This window comes from Arthrobacter sp. TB 26, assembly GCF_000427315.1.
Taxonomy (GTDB): domain Bacteria; phylum Actinomycetota; class Actinomycetes; order Actinomycetales; family Micrococcaceae; genus Arthrobacter.
This window is the reverse complement of the sequence record NZ_AUPJ01000500.1, coordinates 4,927-6,752: the sequence shown is the minus strand read 5'-3', so window position 1 is coordinate 6,752 and position 1,826 is coordinate 4,927. Positions and strand designations below refer to the sequence as shown.

1 protein-coding gene (running past one end of the window) is annotated in these 1,826 nt (G+C 66.6%); it reads left to right on the top strand.

Annotated elements, in window-relative coordinates; translation table 11 throughout:
- Nucleotides 1-1,826 carry part of the coding region annotated (locus K789_RS0119740) for a DUF4082 domain-containing protein (RefSeq protein ID WP_024368260.1) on the top strand (this coding region is incomplete at its 5' end). The annotated region continues 649 nt past the right edge of the window, so 1,826 of the 2,475 annotated nt are shown.

The window sequence follows — 1,826 nt, the reverse complement described above, 5'->3', positions numbered from 1 at the left end:
GGGAGCCCTCCGGCCGGTGTCTACGGCGCTCCGGGCTCGTTTCCGTCGAACAGTTACAACAACGGCAACTATTTCGTGGATGCCCTGTTCGACACCGTCGATACCTCCGATCTGACGGCGTCCGGGCACTGGCCGCTGGACGGCTCGTCGAGTGTCCCGCAGGCCACAACCGTGGGGGCGGTATTCTCCAAGGCCGTCACGGATTCGAGCGTGCAACTGACGCTCACGGCGAACGGCACGGCTGTGGCGGGCACCACCGGCTACGACTCCACGTTGCGGAAGGCTACCTTCACCCCCGCAGCTGGCCTGGAGCTCGGTACCACCTACACCGCTACGCTCAGCGCCACGGCCGTGGGCGGCGGCGCTGTGACCAGCGGTGCAACGTGGTCCTTCACGACTGTGGTCTCTCCGCCGGTTCCGGGAAGCTGCCCTTGCAGCCTCTATGATGACGCTGTCGTCCCGGGGATCCAGGAGGTCAGGGACGGTGTGCCGCTGACTCTCGGAGTCCGTTTCTCCAGCGTTGCCGCGGGGACCGTCACCGGCGTCCGCTTCTACAAGTCCGCGGGCAACACCGGCACGCATACCGGGACACTGTTCACTGTGTCCGGAGAACAGCTCGCCACCGTCACCTTCGCAAACGAGAGTACGTCCGGTTGGCAAACGGCGACCTTCAACCAGCCCATCGCCATGGCGGCGAACACCGAATACATCATGGCCTACAAGAGCACCACCGGGGCCTACTCAGCCACCGTAAACGGCTTCGGATCCGGGCTGAGCGTCGGGAACCTGAGAACGGCGTCCGACGCCGGAGCGTACTCCTACACGAGTGATTTCCCGGGTGCCCGTTCGGGAGCCAGCTACCTCGTTGACGTGGTGGTCCAGTACCCGGATCCGCCGTTCGTGGCCGGCGCGCAGACGCCGCTTCCCGGCTCGTCGAGCGTCGCCCTGGATGCCACGGTCTCCGCTGCCCTGTCCAAGCCTGCTGCCGGGTCAAGTGTGGCGCTGACGTTGACAGGTCCCGACTCTGTCGATGTTCCCGGCACTGCCAGCTACGACCCGGCAACCGGCAAAGTGAGCTTCACGCCGGCGGCAGCCCTGGCAGCCGCCACCAGCTACACGGCTACCCTGACGGCAACCTCGACGACGGGCCAGTCACTGAGCGCCGGCAGTACCTGGACGTTCACGACCGTTCCGTCCCCGCGGCCCGACGGCGTCTGCCCATGCTCGCTGTACCAGGACACCGTGACCCCGGTCGTCCCGGAATTCAATGACGGGGTGCCCCTCACGCTGGGCGTCCGATTCGCCAGCGATGCGCCCGGCCAGATCACAGGCATCCGCTTCTACAAGGCCGCGGGCAACACCGGAACACACACCGGGGCGCTGTACACCGCAGCCGGCCAACAGCTGGCGGCGGCCACCTTCACCGGAGAATCCACCTCCGGGTGGCAGACGGCCACCTTCAGCCAGCCCGTGGACATCGCCGCGAACACGGAATACGTGGCCGCCTACCGCACACCCACCGGAGTCTATTCGGCGACACCGGGCGGGTTTGGATCCGCACTCACCAGCGGACCGCTGCGGGCGGCCGCCGGTGCAGGGGCTTACACGTACAACGGCGACTTCCCGTCAGCCTCCTCGAGCGCAAGTTACCTCGTGGACGTGGACTTCGTCGTATCGGTGCCGCCGCTCACGGTGACAGCCCTGGTGCCTGCGGCAGATTCCCTCGGTTTTCCCCTGACATCCAAACCGTCGGTGACGTTGTCGGCGCCAGTCCAGAACGGCTTCACCTTTGAACTCTCAGCCAACGGAGCCGCCGTCACCGGCGC